The following is a 17,559-nucleotide window of genomic DNA, read 5'->3' on the forward strand; positions in this document are numbered from 1 at the left end:
TCATGATCGAACGTTATTCCCGCCCGGAAATGCGCGCCATTTGGACGGAAGAAAGCAAATTCAATGCATGGCTGAAAGTAGAAATTCTCGCGTGTGAAGCATGGTCCAAGCTGGGTGTCATCCCGGAAGAGGACGTGAAAAAGCTGTGGGAAAAGGCCAGCTTTGACATTAACCGCATCTACGAGATCGAGGAAGAGACTCGTCACGACGTAGTGGCGTTTACCCGTGCCGTTTCCGAAACATTGGGCGAAGAAAAGAAATGGGTACACTACGGCCTGACCTCTACAGACGTGGTGGACACGGCGCTGTCTTACCTGCTGCGCCAGGCGAACGAGATTTTGGAAAAAGACATCGAGGACTTCATTGAAATTTTGGCGGAGAAAGCGCGCGAACACAAAGACACTGTCTGCATGGGCAGAACGCATGGCGTACACGCCGAGCCGACCACTTTCGGCTTGAAGCTCGCGCTGTGGCACGAGGAAATGAAGCGCAACCTGGCTCGTTTCCGCGCAGCAAAAAAAGAAGTGGCATACGGCAAAATTTCCGGCGCAGTCGGCACGTATGCGAACATCGACCCGTTCGTGGAAGCGTACGTTTGCGAAAAGCTGGGCCTGTCCCCGGCTCCGATCTCCACACAAACGCTGCAGCGTGACCGTCACGCCGAATACATGGCGACTTTGGCGCTGATTGCGACCTCGCTGGAGAAATTCGCAACGGAAATCCGCGGCCTGCAAAAGAGCGAAATGCGCGAAGTGGAAGAAGCGTTTGCCAAAGGTCAAAAAGGTTCTTCCGCCATGCCGCACAAACGCAACCCGATCGGCAGTGAGAACATTTGCGGTCTGGCGCGCGTCATCCGCGGACATATGCTGACTTCCTATGAAAATGTGTCCCTCTGGCACGAGCGGGATATTTCCCATTCCTCCGCAGAGCGCGTGATCCTGCCAGACGCGACCCAGGCGCTGAACTACATGCTGCGCCGCTTCATGAACATCGTGAAAAACTTGACCGTGTTCCCGGAAAACATGAAGCGCAACATGGACCGCACTTTCGGTCTGATCTACTCCCAGCATGTCATGCTCAAGCTGATCGAAAAAGGCATGAGCCGCGAGCAGGCATACGACACTGTCCAGCCGCGCGCGATGCAAGCCTGGGCAGAGCAGCGCTCCTTCCGCGCTATCGTGGAGGAAGACGCAACTGTCAGCGCTACGTTGACCAAGGAAGAGCTGGACGAGTGCTTCGATTACCGTTATCACTTGAAACATGTGGATACGATTTTCAAGCGCCTTGGTTTGCTGTAACAAAGATAACAGGAACGCTCTCGCTGCATGCGGGGGCGTTTTTTATCGAAAAAATCAGCCCAGTCTGTAACCGAATGAATGACGCTGTCGTACCTACAGATGCAGCAGCTTACAAGCAGCCCATAAGTACCTTACAAAAGTGTAAGCTTCTTGAAATATAACTCGATGGTTCCTGCTTCTGATCCGTCTTACAATGAGAGCAACTCATACGGATCACGAAATGGGAGATCGAACATGACTACTGCAATCATTTATCCAAAACCGAATCAACGTCAAATTTACGAAGAATATTCTGCTAAAATATACCGCTACTTCCGCTACCGCGTGAAAAACGTCTGGGACGTGGAAGACCTGACAACGACTGTATTCGTCAAGGTGTACTCGAAGCTCGATCAATACGACGGCCGCCATCCTTTTGGCGCCTGGATTTTCCGCATTGCGCACAATGCGCTGATCGACCACATGCGCAAAAAAAAGGAGTGCCCGGTTGACCAGGAGACGTTCAGCACGCTGGCCGCTACTGACAAGCTGCCGGAGGAATGCGTGCTGACGCAGGAGACGACCGAGGGGCTGTGGCAAAAGGTACACGCGCTGACGACTGACCAGCGCAACGTCATTTCTTTGCGTTATCTGGCGGATTTGCGCATGAACGAAATTGCCGAGATTTTGGGCAAGACAGAAGCCTCTGTCAAAATCCTGCATTTTCGCGGCATCAAAAAACTGCAGAAAATGATGGAAGCAAAAGCTTGAGGGTGGGGAGTGTTCCACCCTTTTTCCATTGGGAAAAGCGAAGGCAGGCACGGGCAAAAGGCTGATGCAAATTGGCGCAGCCCAGTTTTCTAATGGTATAGTAAGGAAAGGAGTAGCAGGAGTATCGAGAGGAGTATGAGCGGATGTCTACGATCATGATTGTGGAAGACGACCCGAAAATCAACCAGCTTTTGCAAGAACAACTGGAAAAATACGGATTTCAAACGGTCAACGTGGAACATTTTGATCGTGTCATGGAAGTGTTCGTAAGCAAGCGGCCAGATTTAGTGCTATTGGACGTGAACTTGCCCAAATTCGACGGCTTTTACTGGTGCAGACAGATGCGGCAGGAGTCCAACTGCCCGATTTTGTTCATCTCCGCGCGGGAAAGCAAGATGGACCAGGTGATGGCGCTGGAAAACGGAGCGGACGACTACATTACCAAGCCGTTCGATTACGATGTCGTCCTCGCGAAAATTCGCAGTCAGCTTCGCCGCGCCTACGGCCAATACGCGGCGCAGGAAGGGGAGCGCACTGTGGAGGTCGCGGGGCTGAAGCTGTTTTTGGAGCGGATGGAGCTGTCGATAAACGATACGAAAATCGAGCTGAGCAAAAAAGAAGCGCTGCTGCTGGAAGCGCTGATGAACCAGTACCCGCGCGTCGTCAGCCGCGAGCGGCTGCTGGAAAAGCTGTGGGACGAGCAGTTCGTCGATGAAAACACGTTGAATGTGTACATCACGCGTGTGCGCGGAAAGCTGAAGGACATCGGGCTGGAAGGCGCGGTTGAGACTGTGCGTGGCTCCGGCTACCGTCTGAAAGCGACATGGGAGGACGGACAATGAAGCTGTTCCTTCGGGATCAATGGGCATTTGCCGCCTTTTTTCTCGTTCAGCTGATCTTGATGATTCTGATTTTTGCCATGGACGGGTACTGGAACGAATCGCTGATGATCTACGTCATGTTTCTCTCCGTCTTTTTTGCCGGGGCGTTTCTGGTCGTTCGCTATTTGACGCACCGTCTGATTTACCAGCGCTTGAGCAAGCCTGTAGAGTCGCTGGAAGAGCTGACGCAGACGTATGGCAACGCTGCACTGTGCCAGGCGATGGATGAGAAAAGCCTGGAGCAGTATCGGCTCTACAAGGAGCAGATTCACGCCTACGAAAACAAGCAGCGCGACTATACGACGTTTATCCAGCAATGGGTGCATCAGATGAAGACGCCGATCTCGGTCATCCACCTGTTGCTGCAAAACGAGGACGATCCGAAGGCCGAGAGCATCCGCGAAGAAGTCGACCGGATCAAGCGCGGATTGGAAACGGTGCTGTACATCGCGCGGTTGGACCGTTTTGAGCAGGACTTTTTGATCGAGCCGGTGTCGCTTCGCACGCTTGCGCAAAACGTGCTGGCGGAAAACAAGCGTTTGTTCATCCGCAACCAGGTGTACCCGGAGCTGAAAATCGAGCAGGACTGGCGGGTGGAGTCCGACGAAAAATGGCTGTCGTTTGTACTCAACCAGCTATTGACCAACGCCGTCCGCTATTCTGCGGGCAAAAGCAACAAGGTCACGATCCGCGCCTACGAACGCGGGCCGCATCTCGTCCTGGAGGTGCAGGATTACGGCATCGGGATTCCGCCGGAAGACATCCAGCGGGTGTTCAAGCCGTACTTCACAGGGGAAAACGGCCGCAAGTATCCGGAGTCGACCGGGATGGGGCTTTATTTGGTCAAGGAAATTTGCGGGCGGCTGCACCACAGTGTGGAAATGGAGTCGCGAGTGGGAGAAGGCACGACTGTGCGCATCGTCCTGTCCGCCGTAGTGCCAACCTTACAAGAACGTAAGAATGATGAAAGTTAATTCGATAGCTGGAAAACGCGCGTCCTCGTATAGTGGATAACGGGATGTCAGAGGAAAGGGGATAGACGTATGGAAATGCTTGCGGTGAACAGTCTGAGCAAAATATACGGAGGCAAAATCACATACCGCGCGTTGACGGATATCGATTTTTCTATTCGCAAAGGGGAATTTGTCGGTATCATGGGCCCATCGGGCAGCGGGAAAACAACGCTACTCAACATGATTTCGACCATTGACTCTCCGACATCCGGGACTGTTCTTTTGAATGGAACGAATCCGCACTTGTTGAAAAAAGACAAGCTGGCGCTGTTCCGTCGCCGCGAACTGGGCTTTGTTTTTCAGGATTTCAACTTGCTCGATACATTGACGATTGGGGAAAACATCGTGCTGCCGCTTACGCTGGAAAATGTGAAGCTGCAAACGATGGAGGAAAAGCTGCAAAGCGTGGCTGCGAAGCTGGGAATCCAGGATATTTTGGACAAGCGTACATACGAGGTGTCAGGTGGCCAGCGGCAAAAGACGGCAATCGCCCGTGCGATCATCCACTCCCCTTCGCTGCTGCTTGCCGATGAACCGACCGGCAATCTCGATTCCAAGTCTTCGCGGACGGTCATGGAGACGCTGGAAGCGATCAATAAAACAGACAATACGACGATGATGATGGTCACGCATGATCCGCTGGCAGCAAGCTACTGTCACCGGGTTATTTTTATCAAGGACGGACAGTTGCACAACGAAATGTACCGGGGCGAGAACCGCCAGGCGTTTTTCCAAAAGATTATTGACGCGCTGTCGTTCCTGGGAGGGAACACGTATGACCTTTCGACAATTCGCGTGTAATAATGTTTTGCGCAACAAACGCACCTATGCTGCCTTTTTTATGAGCAGCGTGTTTTCCGTGATGATCTTTTTCGTGTATGCGATGTTCATTTTTCATCCGGGAATTGTCGGGGAGGAAATTCATGAATCGGTTGCGACCGGGATGATCGTGGCGGAATATGTGATCTTCTTGTTCTCTTTCTTTTTTCTCTTCTATTGCGTCGGCGCTTTTTTGAAAAAGCGGGAGAAAGAATTCGGGATCTTGTTCATGCACGGCATGACGTCGCGGCAGCGCAACACGCTGATTTTCATGGAAAACATGCTCATCGGGATCGTCGCGATTGCCTTTGGCATCGGGCTTGGGATGGTGCTCGCCAAGCTGTTTTTCCAGTTCGCGGGCTTCCTGCTGGATGTAAAGGCGCTCGGCTTTTACCTACCGTGGAAGGCGATTGGGCTGACGGTCGTTGCGTTTCTCATCCTGTTTGCTGCGATCTCGCTGTTTACGGTGCTGCTGCTTAGAAGCCGCAGCCTGCTGGAGCTGTTGCAGGGCAGTCGGCGCCCCAAGCGGGAGCCCAATGCATCGATTGCGCTGTCGATTGTGGCAGTGGCGCTGTTGGGGATGAGCTATGCATTGGCGCTGACGGCGGATGGCATTTACGTGGTGGCGCTTGTGCTGCCTGTTACGGCTTTGACGATTGTCGGGACGTATTTACTGTTCACACAGCTTAGCGTGATCCTGATCGAGTTTTTGAAGAAGCGGCGCTTCATCTATTGGCGGCGCACGAATCTGTTGATGCTGTCTGATCTTTCATACCGGATGAAGGATAACGCGAGAATGTTTTTTTTGGTTTGCATCGTGTCGACGGTCGCCTTTTGCGCAATCGGGACGCTGGCGGCATTGGCCGGGTCGATCCAGGAGACGGTCGTGAAAACGAATCCGTTTGCGTTCGAATACCAGACCAAGGCCGAGAATGCCGACAAGGACACGCATTTGCGGTTGATTGAAAACAGCTTGCAGCAAGGGGGCTTTTCCTTCGAAAAGTACCAAGTGTCAATGCGGGTGCTTCCGGAACAGGTAAATGACGAGACGGTCGGGGTGGTCAAGCTGTCCGACTACAACCGTTTTGCGCGGGCGGCGAACTCACGTGAGCTGCAAATGGCCGACAACGAAGTGTTTATCTTGCTCAGGTGGTTAGGCGATACGGTCGAGGAACAGACGTTGCAGATCGGCGGGCAGGAGCTTGTGGTCAAAACGGACACGAAAATGAATCCATTGATTAACGGCATCGAATTTGCACGGCTGGCGGTTGTCCCGAACAACGTGTACGATCAGCTTCACGACTTGCAAGAGGAGCAACGCTTTGCCTACGATGTTCCGCGCTGGAAGGAAACGCAGGAGATCAGCCTCAAGCTGGAAGAGGAAATCGAGCATGATACGGAAACCTATTCATTTTCGGCTCGTGCCCCTGTCTTTCACCAGATGAAGCAGTTGGCGAACACGGGGCTGTTTATCGGGCTGTTCGTGGGCGTGCTGTTTTTTGTCGCGGCAGCCAGTTTCCTGTATTTCCGTTTGTATACGGACCTGGAAAACGACAAAAGGCATTTTGGAGCGATTGCCAAAATCGGTTTGACGGAGGCCGAGTTGACGAGAATTGTGACGATCCAGATCGCGTTGCTGTTTTTTGTGCCGATACTGGTTGCGATCATTCACAGCATGGTGGCGTTTGTCTCGCTGCAAAGCCTGCTGAAAGTCATGCTCGTGGCATCGGTCGTCAAGCCGACAGCCATCGTGCTGTGCAGCTTTGTGATCGTGCAGGCGGTCTACTTCTGGGTGATCCGCAATCGGTATTTGTTCCATTTGAAGCGTTCGATGAACTGGATATGAAGCGCGGGTCGTTTGGTTTCGCTAATGCCGCCAGACAAACTGGCATAGGATAAAAGAAGAGGTGCGCGAGGAGGGAACAGGATGGATCAGGATACGTGGATGGGGCAAGCCGTCCGCATTGCACTGGACAATGTGAAGGAAAGCCACGGCGGGCCTTTTGGAGCGATCATCATCAAAGACGGGCAAGTCGTCGGACGGGGCCGCAATGAAGTGACGGCGCTTAACGATCCGACCGCCCATGCGGAGGTGCAGGCTATTCGCGAGGCGTGCCGCAATCTGGGCACTTTTCAGTTGAGTGACTGCGAGCTGTATACGAGCTGCGAGCCGTGCCCGATGTGCCTGGGGGCGATTTACTGGGCAAGACCGCGGGCCGTGTACTATGCCTGCACGAAAGAAGACGCGGCCAGCGCCGGATTCGACGACCAGTTCATTTACGAGCAAATCATGCTGCCGCATGAAGAGAGAAGCATTCCTTTCCGGCAAATTGAACTGGAGAACCGTCAAAGCCCGTTCATGGCATGGGTGCAAGCGGAGAAGCGGATTGAATATTGAAATGTCCTGGAAACGGCATGGTAGCGGCCTCGCAGCCTTTCGCTGTCAGCTTGGAAATTCCTCGTATACGTTTCGCACAATTAATCTTCTCCCCACTTGCCGACGGGCGGCGCTTCTTTTTCCATGTTCAGATTTTGTTCAGATTGTCCGATTAGAATGGAAAACTGAACAAAAGGGTCGATATACTCAATTGATCTAAGGAGAAAGGCCTGTTTTTGGCGTGGTCGAAACTACGGCAACCCCATAGGTCGAGACAGGAGAAGTTATGTAGATGAGCAACATCATGATTGTGGACGATACAGCTTTTGCAAGAGCCATGTTGAGGGAGATCGTGGAGTCGCTGGGTCTGGAAGTGACGGTGGAAGCAGATTCAGGGGAAGAAGCGGTCAAAAAATACGGATTGTACAAACCGAAGCTTGTCCTCATGGACATTTCCATGCCGGGGATGAACGGCATCAGCGCTTCCCGCAAGATTGTGGAGATGGACATGGAGGCGAAAATCATCATTTGCTCGGCTGTTGTACGCCGGGATACCGTCATCAAGGCGGTTCAGGCGGGAGCGTGTGATTTTATCGCCAAGCCGCTGCAAAAAGAACGTGTCGAGTGGGCAGTGCGCAATGCGCTGGGATAGAGAGAAAGGACGCCATCTTTCGTTCGGCTGGGATAAAGGAGAATGGTGTCTTTCCATTTGTCTGCCAATCGGCAGGATAGCACGGCGGATAGCTGCAATGGCGACGATACACCTTGACTAAGCATGGAAATCGCAGGAAAACCCCTTCTCGACTCTCCGTTCGGGAAGGGGTTTTCCTGCGCTATCTGCGGGCCTTGTGTCAGGTAAGAGACGTACCCTTTTTCCACGCCGCAAACCACTTTGTAATGTCCGGATTCACGGCAGAATCGAGTTCCTGCTCCCAGCGGGACGTCAGCAGATGGTATTGCTCCTCGACAGCCGCGTGATCGCCCAGGGCGTCGTAAAGTTGCATCAGGGCAAAATAGCAATCTTCTTCCAGCGGGTGCAGTTGCTGGATTCGCTTGTTGACTCGGAAGGCTTCTTCAAGCTTGCCAGCTTCCTGATAAAAGCTGCTCATCTTTTTGGCGAGCTGCAACCATAGCCGGCGCAGGCGTTCCCGCTCGTATTCGGCCCACAAATAGTCGTAAGCGCCTAAGTAATCCCCGCTGTACATTGCAAGAACTTGCTCGTATTCCGCGATGTTGGCATGTGACGGTGGAGCCAGTTGCCCCAGGTGTTGCTCCCACTCGTCCACGTCAATCAGCGAGGATTCGACTGTCAGCCTGTAGCCCGCTTCCAGGTTGCCTTTGTTGATGCTTACCGTCTTGATGCCGTAGCGTTTCAAGGTTTGCCGGATCAAGTATACTGCCGTGTAGAGCTGGGGCAGCGCTTTTGACAAATCACAATCCGGCCACAGCAGCTCCAGCAAAGTCTCCTTGTCTACTGTTTTGTTGCGGTGATGAAGCAAATAGGCAAACAGCTCCCGCACTTTGTTGGTGCGCCATTTGATCTCCTGCGGCCCCTGGCCGGACAGGTGAAACTGCAGGTGGTTAAAGCACTGGATCGAAACAAGCGGCTTGGTCTCCGGTGCTGTTGCTTGCACGACTTTGATTTTTTCACGCAGGCGATTGACGGTTTTCTCCAGCCGTTTCAACTGGACAGGCTTCATGATGTAATCCAGTGCGCACAACTCGAAAGCGTCTACTGCGTATTTGTCATAGCCGGTCACAAAGACGATTTCCGGAGAAGGGTCAGTATTTTGCAGCCGTTCCCCAATCTCCAGACCGTTTATTTGCGGCATGTTGATATCCAGAAAGACGACATCGGGGCAAAGTTTTGGTGTCATTTCAATCGCTTTGCTTGGGTCGGTAAACGTTCCGATTACCTTTATGGCGCCTATTTTTTGTTCGAGCATCATCTGCAGGTGCTGCAAAGGCAGTTGTTCGTCATCGACTAAGATCGCTTTCATCGACTTTCTCCTTCTTTAACGTCGCCTTGAATGCACAAATATTTCTCTTCATAATGAAATGCGACTAATGCTTGAAAAACTCCTTCTACTATTTGTAGACTTTAAAAGTTTTCAAAAAGTTGCTTTAATCGACTGAAAAAGGAATTGTGAAGGCTCATGATAAAAATTCAAGGAATACTGCAAAACAAATGGAAGTTGACTGTCATTGTTGGCTTATTTTTGCTGGTCATCACGATGATTCGGCTACTTTGGATTGCGCATCACGAGGTTCCAGTGCCGCACCATGCCGTCGGTGGCGTGCTTGACCTTCGGGGCTGGGACTTCGAACAGGAGGAAATGGTTGCTCTCAGCGGCCAATGGGAGTTTTACCCTGGGCAATTGATCGTTCCAGGCGCGGAAGCCAAGGCAAAAAGTGCATTTTCCGGTCTGTCCCCCGGCTTGCTTTCGGTTCCGGGCGATTGGGGAGAGGCTGCCGGAAGCGGAGGGAGCGCTGCTACACATCGCTACGGCACGTATCGCCTGCTGATTCAATTGGATGAGAACGCGCGCTTTCCGGCCGGGGTTCATTTTCCCAAGATTCAGGGAGCATCCCGCGTCTATGTGAACGGACAGTTGCTGGGGGAATCCGGGCATCCGGACGCGGACGAAAGCCGGATGGTTTTGCGCAACCTGCCGTACTCTGTCTTTTTCACCCCGGAACGCGGACAGCTTGAACTGGTCGTCCACGTCGCAAACAATGAAGCCTACCTGACTGGCGGGATTTTAAAGTCGGTTTTGTTCGGCAAACAGGCGGCCATCGACCAGCGTGTCTCGACCTCGCATTTCATGCAGCTGATGGTGTGCGTCGTTTTGGCTGTACACGCTGCCTATGCGATGATCGTCTATGCAGTCGGCGTGCGGCGACCGATTTTGCTGACCTTTGCCGCGCTGGTCAGCGCCGCGGTATGCTCGATTTTGGTCGATGATGACAAGCTGTTGTTTCAGGTAGTTCCGTACAATTATGAGCTGTCAGTCCGGTTGGCGTACATGGCCTATGCGACTGTTTATGCGATGCTGTTTGCTTTTGTCGCCCAGTTGCTCGGAAAAGCAGGCAAAACGAATCGCTGGTTTTATGTTTTGTGCTTGTTCGAAGTATTGTTGCTGATTTGTTTTCCGCCTGCATCGGTTGCCTGGCTGGTCAAAATCATCCTGTCGTTCATTTCCTTGCCGGCCGGATTCATGGTTCTCTTCATCATTTGGCAAACGGTCAGAACAGGAGACAAGGACGCTGTTTTTCTGCTGCTCGGTGCGTCGGGAATTGCCGCCAACATCGTCTGGGGCTCTCTCAAAAATCGGCTTCTGGTCGATCTGACGTTTTATCCGTTTGATTTCATCGCGGCGTTTCTCGCCTTTGGCACGTACTGGTTCATTCGCTATTTCCGCGCAACCGCCCGGACCGAGGAACTGGCAGCGAGGCTGCAGCGGGAGGATCAAAACAAGGATGCGTTTTTGGCAAATACGTCGCATGAACTGCGAAACCCGCTGCATGGCATCCTGAATATTGCGCAAACCGTGCTGGAGCGCGAACAGGGCAGGATGGACAACGAGAGCAAAAAACGGATGGAGATGATCGTGACGGCTGGGAAGCGCATGTTGTTATTGCTGAACGATTTGCTCGATGTGACGCGGTTAAAGGAGGGGCGTGTTCAGCTCGTGCCAAAAAGCGTCAGCGTGCAGACGGTCGCAACTGGCGTACTCGACATGCTGCGGCTGATGGAGGAAGGCAAGCCAGTGAAATTCATCCTCGCGATCCCGGAATCATTTCCGCTGGTGCTGGCCGATGAAAATCGCCTCGTGCAAATTTTGTTCAATCTCGCCCATAATGCAATGAAATACACGGAAGAAGGGACGATTACAATCGGGGCGAGCGTGCGGGAAGACAAGGCGTACATTTGGGTGGCAGATACGGGGATTGGCATGGACGAGGAAACACAGCAGCACATTTTTCAACCGTACGTGCAAGGACAACCAGGAGTGGCAGCAGTAGATGGGGGCATCGGTCTTGGCTTGGGCATTTGCAAGCAACTTGTGGAGATGCACGGCGGTGAGCTGGAAGTGGCATCAACTCCGGGGCAAGGCTCTGTGTTCACGTTTTCTCTGCCCTTGATCCCGGAAGCAGCAGCGGAGACGGCATCTGCCGCAGAGTCGTCGCTGTTGACACCTCCGCTGTTTACAGAGAGCGCAGAAGAGACGGGGGACACTCCTGAAAATGCTTCGTCTGACGACGGGGTGGTCATCGGTCGTCCGAAAATATTAGTAGTCGATGACGAACCGTTCAATTTGACTGTTTTGAAAGTATTTTGCAGACGGAAGGATACGAAATTACCGGGGTGACGAGCAGCAAGGAGGCGTTGGAGCAGTTGGAGCGGGAGCAGTGGGATCTCGTCATTGTTGATGTGATGATGCCGAACATGTCTGGCTACGAGCTGGCGCAGCTGATTCGCGCTCGCTACACCGTTTTGGAGCTGCCGATTTTGCTGCTGACGGCGCGCAGCTATCTGGAGGGCGTGGCCGCGGGCTTTTTGGCGGGGGCAAATGATTACGTCACCAAGCCAGTCGATCCGCTGGAGCTGAGAGCGCGAGTACGCTCACTGGTAGAGGTCAAGCAGTCCGACGAGGAACGGCTGCGCATGGAAGCCGCGTGGCTGCAGGCGCAAATCAAACCGCACTTTTTCTTCAATACACTAAATTCGATAGCGATTCTCAGCGAGTTGGACCCGCCGCGCATGCGCGAGCAGCTGTTGCAATTCAGCACGTATTTGCAAAGAAGCTTTGATTTCCAAAATGCGCAGCAAATCGTTCCGTTTGCACAGGAGCTGGAGCTGGTTCGCTCGTACCTGGCAATTGAGCAGGTGCGGTTCGGGGACAAGCTGCGCGTAGTCTGGAAGATCGATGAGGACAGTGATTTTTATCTGCCGCCGCTGACCATTCAGCCGCTTGTAGAAAATGCTCTCGTTCACGGCTTGCTGAACCGGATCGAAGGCGGGACCTTGACTCTTAGCGTGACGCATGACGGGGACGAGGTGGAAATCAAGGTGGAAGACGATGGCGTGGGCGTTGCGGAGGAGAGAGTGAAGGAACTGCTCGCGGGCGACAGGCAAACACGTAGAGGCGTCGGGCTGTTCAATACCGATTATCGCCTGAAGCAGCGATACGGCAAAGGGTTGCAGATCGAGAGCGGCGTGAATCGCGGCATGACGGTTTCTTTTCGCGTCCCGAAAATGCAAGGGACAAAGTAGCAAGGCAGTCCTAGAGTGGTTTGGCAGAGGAATCCGATCTGCTGAACCACTCTTTTTTTGCGTGCAGGTACAGGCATTTTGGCCCCTGCACGATTCGACAACGACAATCTGGCCAAAATAGCGCCGGATACAGGGAAAATGGACCTGTTCCCAAAGGAAACCAAAAATTTTTCCGTTTGCGCAACAAAATTATCCAAAAGACCGTCTGTGATGGTGAAATTTTCCTCCGAAAGGAAGAGAGGAGGATCGAGCGTGACGACTTGGTATGTCATCATTCCCATTCTTTTTGTAATGGCGGTGGCTGTGTACACAGACCTACGCTACCGACTGATTTACGACTGGCTGACACTGCCTGGGATCGCCTATTTTCTCATCGCGCATGCAGTGCTTCGGCCGGAAGACTGGGCGGTGCACGTCCTGGGGGTCATCGTGCTTGGCGGCCTGTCGCTCGGGATGGCAGTCGTAAGCAATGGGCAGTTGGGGGGGGGCGACATCAAGCTGTTCGCGGTGGTAGGGGCCGCGCTGGGCTGGCAGGCGGGATTAGTTGCAATGGGGCTTGCCTATCTGCTGGCTGGAATCATCATGCTTCCTGTGTGGCTTGTCTACAGGCTGTCGCGGAGGGTGTCGTTAGAGCGGGAAATCCCGCTGGCTCCATTCATTGCGGGGGGAACCGGGCTGTTGCTGGTAATGGTTGTCTATTACCAGGCGGTGATTCTTGGGGAATAGTCCGACAATCACAGTGGGTATTTTTACTTATTATGGAATTTTGAGCGCACTCAGCATGATTTGACATCATCTTAGCTACAGAAAAAGAGAGGGAAACTTTTCATGTTGGAATCAAAACGACGGGCAATCATTTTTCTGGTGTTATCCTTTTTGCTTGCAGCGCTGGCGGGGTTTCTGTTTTTGAAAAAAATCAAGGACATGAACGCGCAGCTTGGGGAGATGGTGGAGATTTACGAGGCTAATGTCGATATTCCCTCTCGGGCGTTGATCCAACCTGATCAATTGACCACAAGACAAATTCCGAAAAAGTACGCGGATGACTCGTATGTCGTCGACAAGCTGAGCCTGAAAAATCAGGTAACGGTCGTACCTTTGTCGAAAGGCGATGTCATTACGAAAAATATTTTGAAGCCAGCAAACATCGTTCGCGATCAAAACAACCGCCTGGTTACGGTGTACGCGTCGGGAAACGTCATGTTTGACCAGGAGCTGGAGGCGCTCGACCGCGTCGACATTATCATCTCGACGACGGAGGGGGGCAAGCCTGTAACCAAGGTGTTCATGAAAGACGTGCCTGTCGCCATGGTGGCGAAGTCGGATAACAAGTTCAAGGGCGTGGCGCTGGAGCTGCCTTTCGAGGATGTGCCCAAATTCATCCATCAGCAGCACTACGCCGAGCTGATACGCATCCTGAAAGCAAATGTCGGAAAAGGAGAGCTGGGAATTCCCGACCCGTTTACGACAACCGAGCCGGGCAGGACAGAAACTGTGCCAAAGCCTGCCGAAGCGAAGCCGCAGACGCCGACAGCCGCTACGCCAGCGGCACCGTCAGCCGCTCAGCCAACCGAGCAAACGCTGCCAGCACCGACCAATCCGCAGCAGCCACAAGCGAAACCGCCAACTTCGGGACAGCCGCCAGCCAATCCAGCACCAAAAACCGGAGGGTAAGTCATGAGCAAAGAAGTGAAAATTCTTGTAGTCGCCGATCACGATTCGGTCAAGGAGATGCTGACGGAGTTTTTGGCCGGGTATGAGCAGGTACGCTATACGACGTCCAGCGGAGTGAAAAAAGAAATCGACCGGATCGGCCCCGATGTCGTGCTGCTCGTCCAGTCCGAGGAAGGGGCCGGAGTCGAGCTGGTGCAGTACATACAGAGCGAGTTGCCGGAGGGAATCGTCATTTTTTTGACGGAAAAGCAAGATTTTGTCCTGCTGCGGGATGTTGTCCGCGCCGGAGCCGTCGAGTACATCGTCATGCCCGACGAGTTGAACTTGCTGACCGATCGGCTCGAAAAAATATCCGAGCTGTTCCAGATTCAGCAACGCAAAAAAGGCGCAGATGCTTCCGGCAAAGCGTTTGTGCGCGGGCGGGGCAAGGTGTATTCGTTTTACAGCGGCAAAGGAGGCAGCGGCTGCACACAGCTTGCCACCGGCTTTGCCCAGTCGCTGAAACTGGAATCGACGGCCAGCGTGCTGTTAATCGACCTCAACCTGCAGTACGGGGGTGTCGAGACGTTTCTGTCGTTTGACAGCAACCGCACGTTGGGGGACCTGATTCCGGTCATGAACGAGATGAACGAGTTTCACATCCGCAACGTAGCGCAGCGCGAGCCTCATTCCAAGCTGGAAGTGCTGGTCAGCCCGCGTGACGCCGAGATCGCGGAAAACATGTCCGAGGCGTTTGTCACACGTCTGATTCGGGCGAGCCGCCGCAGCTACGACTTTGTCATCATCGACTTGCCGAGCCATATGAACGAGTTGGTGTATGCCGCTCTGTCAGAGGCCGACATGATTTACTACGTGATGAACCTGGATACGCCGTCCGTGCAAATATATCGACTCGTGGAAGACTTGTTCAGACGGCTGCGCATTGATACCGAGGGCAGGCTGGAAGTCGTCGTCAACCAGGTCGGCCGGGATAACGAACTGGCCGTGTCCGATCTGAAAGGACTGTTCAACGCTCCGATTACGGCGGAAATCAGGCGAGATCACGCGGGAGTGCAGGCAGCCGTCAATTCTGGCAGGCCGTTGCAAAAAGAGGCGAACGAGAAAAAACTGACTCCCGCGGCAAAAGACATCCGAAAATGGGTCCAGAGCATACTGTCGTGAGGGGGAAGCTAGATGGCTTTATTCAAGCGCAAGCAGGAGCAGAAGACAGCAGAAACCGAGTCGCCACGGGCGACGCTGGCAGCGACACTTGCGGCTCCCGCCTTCAACCCGTACATTGACGAGCTGGCAGAGCATTACAAGACGCGGCTTTTGCGGGAAACCAATCTGGAGAGACTGACCAGCCTTGGCTCGCAGGAAATGCGGGTGGCGATTGAGCGGCTCGTGTCGCAGTACATGTCAGAAGAAAAAGTAGTGATCCCGCGCAGTGAAAAAGAGCTGTTGCTGACCCGCCTGATTAACGAATCGGTGGGGCTGGGGCCGTTGGAGCCGTTGCTTGCCGACCCGGAGATTACGGAAATTTCGATTAACGGGCACAACACCGTCTACATCGAAAAACGCGGGCGGCTGGAGCTGACCGATCTGAAATTCCGCGACGAAGAGCATTTGCGGCACATCGTCGACCGGATCGTGGCGCCGCTCGGCAGGCGGATTGATGAAAGCTCGCCGATGGTCGACGCCCGCTTGAAGGACGGGAGCCGGGTGAATGCGGTCATCCCGCCGATCAGTTTGAACGGAACGTTGGTGTCGATCCGCAAATTCCGCAAAGAGCCGTATTTGATGGAGGATTTGCAGCAATTCGGCTCGTTTGACGAGGCGATGTCACGCTACATCCAGGCAGTCGTGGAAGCGAAAATGAACGTCCTCATCTCTGGCGGAACCGGGAGCGGGAAAACGACGCTGCTCAACGCAGCCGCGCGGGCGATTCCCCACTACGAACGGATTATCACGATTGAGGACTCGGCGGAGCTGAAGCTGACCCATCCGAACTGCGTCGGGCTGGAGGCGCGTCCGCCGAACATGGAGGGAAAAGGCGAAATTACAATCCGCCAGCTTGTGCGCAACTCGCTGCGGATGCGGCCCGACAGGATTATCGTCGGGGAGGTGCGCGGCGCGGAGGCATTCGACATGCTGCAAGCGATGAACACGGGCCATGAAGGCTCGCTCACCACCGTCCACGCCAACTCGCCGCTGGACGCCTTCAACCGCTTGGAAGGGATGGTCGTCATGGCGGGGATGGATTTGCCCTCGGCCATCATCCGCGAGTACATCGTCAGTGCGCTGGACATCATCGTGCAGGTCATGCGTCTGTCGGACGGAACGCGCAAAATCGTCTCGATCTCCGAAGTGGCGAAGGCGGAGGGCAAACGGGTAGAGGTGCAGGAAATTTTCCGCTTTCACCGGACCGGAATCGGCAGCAAAGGCGAAGTGCTCGGCTATTTTACGCCGACCGGAATCATCCCGCGCAGCCTGGAGCGGCTCAACGTTTACGGAATTGATCTGGACGAATCCATGTTTACGCCGAAGGGAGGGAGCAGACGTGAGCCTAGCTATTCTGTTTAGTCTGGCGGTGCTGTTCGGAATTTGGGGCATGTACGAATACCTTGGCTACCGCTCGAAGAAAAACGAGTGGAAAAAGAAGGCGGAAGACTGGTACGAGGTAAAAACGCAGCGCAAAAGCTTCATCGTCGTATGGGGCGATCGCTTCGACCAGAAGCCGTACGCCCAGGAGATCGGCAAAAAGCTGAAAAAAGCCAACATTCCGCTGACCCCATCCGAATTTTTCGCGGGCATGTTCGTCGGCACGATGGGGCTCGGTTTTTTCCTGCACAGCGTGGTGGCGATCCCGGCTCCGTACAACTTCATAGCGGGCGGGGCCGCGATATATGTCATCCAGAAAGCCGTCTTTTTTGCGCGGCGCCACAAATATTTGGAGAGATTGAACGATCAGCTCTCGGAGGTGTGCCGTCTGCTCGCCAACTCGCTGCGCGCAGGGCTGACGCTGACCCAGGGGATCGCGATTGTGGCCAAAGAGCTGAACGCTCCGGCCGGAGAAGAGTTCAAGCGGATGTCGCGGGAGCTGGCGCTAGGCGTCAGTTTTGACCGGGCACTGCTGGAGATGGAAAAGCGGATTCCGACGCGCGATTTCCGCATTTTCGCGGCGACGCTGCTCATCCAGCGCAGGGCCGGGGGCAACTTGAGCGAAGTGCTGCAGGAGATGGCCGAGACGATGGAGGAGCGTCGCCTCGTTTCGCAGGAAATCAAGACGATGACCGCCGAGCAGCGCTACGTCTCGTATCTCGTGCCGATCATGCCCGTCGCCCTGGTGCTGATGATGAACATGATTAACAAAGGCTTTATCGATCCGCTGTTTACGCCGATGGGGCTGGTGCTGCTCGGACTGTTTTTGATCGGAACGCTTTTGTCCTACATCCTGGTAAAAAAAGTGACCAATATAAAGGTGTGACAC

Annotated in this window: 16 protein-coding genes; 15 read left to right on the forward strand and 1 reads right to left on the reverse strand. The window is 53.8% G+C overall.

The window, feature by feature from the left end:
• Positions 1–2 precede the first annotated feature (2 nt).
• The 8 genes from purB (at position 3) to AAFJ72_RS02845 (ending at position 7,790) form a co-directional block, all read left to right on the forward strand.
• Positions 3–1,298: an adenylosuccinate lyase gene (gene purB, locus AAFJ72_RS02810; protein ID WP_122904499.1), complete on the forward strand. Its 1,296-nt coding sequence runs from the start codon at positions 3–5 to the stop codon at positions 1,296–1,298.
• A 234-nt stretch (positions 1,299–1,532) separates the two neighbouring features.
• Positions 1,533–2,048 (forward strand): sigma-70 family RNA polymerase sigma factor, encoded by a 516-nt coding sequence (locus AAFJ72_RS02815; protein WP_432775970.1) that lies wholly within the window; start codon positions 1,533–1,535, stop codon positions 2,046–2,048.
• A gap of 143 nt (positions 2,049–2,191) precedes the next feature.
• Positions 2,192–2,890 carry a response regulator transcription factor gene (locus tag AAFJ72_RS02820; protein ID WP_122904497.1) on the forward strand — a complete coding sequence of 233 codons (699 nt, stop codon included), beginning with the start codon at positions 2,192–2,194 and terminating at the stop codon, positions 2,888–2,890.
• Positions 2,887–3,903, forward strand: coding sequence for a sensor histidine kinase (locus tag AAFJ72_RS02825; RefSeq protein ID WP_122904496.1), 1,017 nt, complete (start codon positions 2,887–2,889; stop codon positions 3,901–3,903). The genes AAFJ72_RS02820 and AAFJ72_RS02825 overlap by 4 nt, the downstream gene beginning before the upstream one ends.
• A 69-nt stretch (positions 3,904–3,972) precedes the next feature.
• Positions 3,973–4,743, forward strand: coding sequence for an ABC transporter ATP-binding protein (locus tag AAFJ72_RS02830; protein WP_122904495.1), 771 nt, complete (start codon positions 3,973–3,975; stop codon positions 4,741–4,743).
• Positions 4,718–6,607, forward strand: coding sequence for an FtsX-like permease family protein (locus AAFJ72_RS02835; protein ID WP_122904494.1), 1,890 nt, complete (start codon positions 4,718–4,720; stop codon positions 6,605–6,607). The genes AAFJ72_RS02830 and AAFJ72_RS02835 overlap by 26 nt, the downstream gene beginning before the upstream one ends.
• 81 nt (positions 6,608–6,688) lie before the next feature.
• Entirely contained in the window at positions 6,689–7,159 is a 471-nt protein-coding gene (locus AAFJ72_RS02840) for a nucleoside deaminase (RefSeq protein ID WP_122904493.1), read from the forward strand.
• A gap of 271 nt (positions 7,160–7,430) precedes the next feature.
• A complete protein-coding gene (locus AAFJ72_RS02845) occupies positions 7,431–7,790 on the forward strand; it encodes a response regulator (protein WP_432775972.1) in 360 nt (119 codons plus the stop codon).
• A gap of 199 nt (positions 7,791–7,989) precedes the next feature.
• Here the strand turns inward: AAFJ72_RS02845 and AAFJ72_RS02850 are convergent, their stop codons facing one another.
• On the reverse strand, positions 7,990–9,138 hold the full coding sequence (locus tag AAFJ72_RS02850) for a response regulator (RefSeq protein ID WP_432775973.1): 1,149 nt from the start codon (positions 9,136–9,138) through the stop codon (positions 7,990–7,992).
• Between the two features lie 156 nt (positions 9,139–9,294).
• Between AAFJ72_RS02850 and AAFJ72_RS02855 the strand changes: the two genes are divergently transcribed.
• The 7 genes from AAFJ72_RS02855 to AAFJ72_RS02885 all read left to right on the forward strand — a co-directional run bounded on the left by AAFJ72_RS02855 (position 9,295) and on the right by AAFJ72_RS02885 (position 17,556).
• Positions 9,295–11,511, forward strand: a complete 2,217-nt coding sequence (locus AAFJ72_RS02855) for an ATP-binding protein (protein ID WP_432775974.1) — start codon at positions 9,295–9,297, stop codon at positions 11,509–11,511.
• Positions 11,508–12,416: a histidine kinase gene (locus tag AAFJ72_RS02860; protein WP_432775975.1), complete on the forward strand. Its 909-nt coding sequence runs from the start codon at positions 11,508–11,510 to the stop codon at positions 12,414–12,416. The genes AAFJ72_RS02855 and AAFJ72_RS02860 overlap by 4 nt, the downstream gene beginning before the upstream one ends.
• A gap of 252 nt (positions 12,417–12,668) precedes the next feature.
• On the forward strand, positions 12,669–13,142 hold the full coding sequence (locus AAFJ72_RS02865) for a prepilin peptidase (RefSeq protein ID WP_432775976.1): 474 nt from the start codon (positions 12,669–12,671) through the stop codon (positions 13,140–13,142).
• Between the two features lie 102 nt (positions 13,143–13,244).
• Entirely contained in the window at positions 13,245–14,090 is an 846-nt protein-coding gene (locus tag AAFJ72_RS02870) for a flp pilus assembly protein CpaB (RefSeq protein WP_432775977.1), read from the forward strand.
• 3 nt (positions 14,091–14,093) lie between these two features.
• A complete protein-coding gene (locus AAFJ72_RS02875) occupies positions 14,094–15,251 on the forward strand; it encodes an AAA family ATPase (protein ID WP_432775978.1) in 1,158 nt (385 codons plus the stop codon).
• A gap of 12 nt (positions 15,252–15,263) precedes the next feature.
• Complete coding sequence (locus tag AAFJ72_RS02880) at positions 15,264–16,652, forward strand: CpaF family protein (protein ID WP_432775979.1); 1,389 nt, start codon at positions 15,264–15,266, stop codon at positions 16,650–16,652.
• Positions 16,630–17,556 (forward strand): type II secretion system F family protein, encoded by a 927-nt coding sequence (locus AAFJ72_RS02885; RefSeq protein ID WP_432775980.1) that lies wholly within the window; start codon positions 16,630–16,632, stop codon positions 17,554–17,556. The genes AAFJ72_RS02880 and AAFJ72_RS02885 overlap by 23 nt, the downstream gene beginning before the upstream one ends.
• Positions 17,557–17,559: the final 3 nt, after the last annotated feature.

The organism is Brevibacillus gelatini (assembly GCF_050920745.1).
GTDB classification, from domain to species: Bacteria; Bacillota; Bacilli; order Brevibacillales; family Brevibacillaceae; genus Brevibacillus; species Brevibacillus gelatini.

Bases quoted from the DNA above. Each gene is read 5' to 3' on its own strand.
- AAFJ72_RS02815 (WP_432775970.1), top strand. From the start codon at position 1,533: ATGACTACTGCAATCATTTATCCAAAACCGAATCAACGTCAAATTTAC.
- purB (WP_122904499.1), top strand. From the start codon at position 3: ATGATCGAACGTTATTCCCGCCCGGAAATGCGCGCCATTTGGACGGAA.
- AAFJ72_RS02840 (WP_122904493.1), top strand. From the start codon at position 6,689: ATGGATCAGGATACGTGGATGGGGCAAGCCGTCCGCATTGCACTGGAC.
- AAFJ72_RS02875 (WP_432775978.1), top strand. From the start codon at position 14,094: ATGAGCAAAGAAGTGAAAATTCTTGTAGTCGCCGATCACGATTCGGTC.
- AAFJ72_RS02830 (WP_122904495.1), top strand. From the start codon at position 3,973: ATGGAAATGCTTGCGGTGAACAGTCTGAGCAAAATATACGGAGGCAAA.
- AAFJ72_RS02845 (WP_432775972.1), top strand. From the start codon at position 7,431: ATGAGCAACATCATGATTGTGGACGATACAGCTTTTGCAAGAGCCATG.
- AAFJ72_RS02850 (WP_432775973.1), bottom strand. From the start codon at position 9,138: ATGAAAGCGATCTTAGTCGATGACGAACAACTGCCTTTGCAGCACCTG.
- AAFJ72_RS02855 (WP_432775974.1), top strand. From the start codon at position 9,295: ATGATAAAAATTCAAGGAATACTGCAAAACAAATGGAAGTTGACTGTC.
- AAFJ72_RS02870 (WP_432775977.1), top strand. From the start codon at position 13,245: ATGTTGGAATCAAAACGACGGGCAATCATTTTTCTGGTGTTATCCTTT.
- AAFJ72_RS02880 (WP_432775979.1), top strand. From the start codon at position 15,264: ATGGCTTTATTCAAGCGCAAGCAGGAGCAGAAGACAGCAGAAACCGAG.
- AAFJ72_RS02835 (WP_122904494.1), top strand. From the start codon at position 4,718: ATGACCTTTCGACAATTCGCGTGTAATAATGTTTTGCGCAACAAACGC.
- AAFJ72_RS02820 (WP_122904497.1), top strand. From the start codon at position 2,192: ATGTCTACGATCATGATTGTGGAAGACGACCCGAAAATCAACCAGCTT.
- AAFJ72_RS02825 (WP_122904496.1), top strand. From the start codon at position 2,887: ATGAAGCTGTTCCTTCGGGATCAATGGGCATTTGCCGCCTTTTTTCTC.